Below are 287 nucleotides of genomic sequence, written 5' to 3' on the forward strand. Positions count from 1 at the left end.
CTGTGTGAACGCTATGGGATAACCTATCTGGAACAGGAAGAATCGTATACCTCCCAGGCCAGCTGCCTAGATTTGGATGACATTCCCGTATACCAGCCGGATGCACCCTATACAGGAACGTTCAGCGGAAAAAGAGTCCGGCGCGGCTTGTACCGTTTCGCCGATGGAAGGACGGCTAATGCCGATATCAACGGTGCCGCCAACATACTCCGCAAAAGTAAGCAGAACTTCGATTTCGAGGGACTGTGTAAGGGGCTTTTGGACAGCCCTTTGAGAATAAGGCTATC

At 51.6% G+C, this 287-nt stretch carries 1 protein-coding gene; it reads left to right on the forward strand.

What is annotated here, in order from left to right; all coding sequences use genetic code 11:
- Positions 1 to 287, forward strand: a 287-nt coding sequence (locus ACE418_RS13510; RefSeq protein WP_458575138.1) for a zinc ribbon domain-containing protein, incomplete at both ends; no start/stop codon positions are given.

Source organism: Megasphaera jansseni (assembly GCF_047974155.1).
In the GTDB taxonomy this organism is placed as follows: Bacteria; Bacillota; Negativicutes; order Veillonellales; family Megasphaeraceae; genus Megasphaera.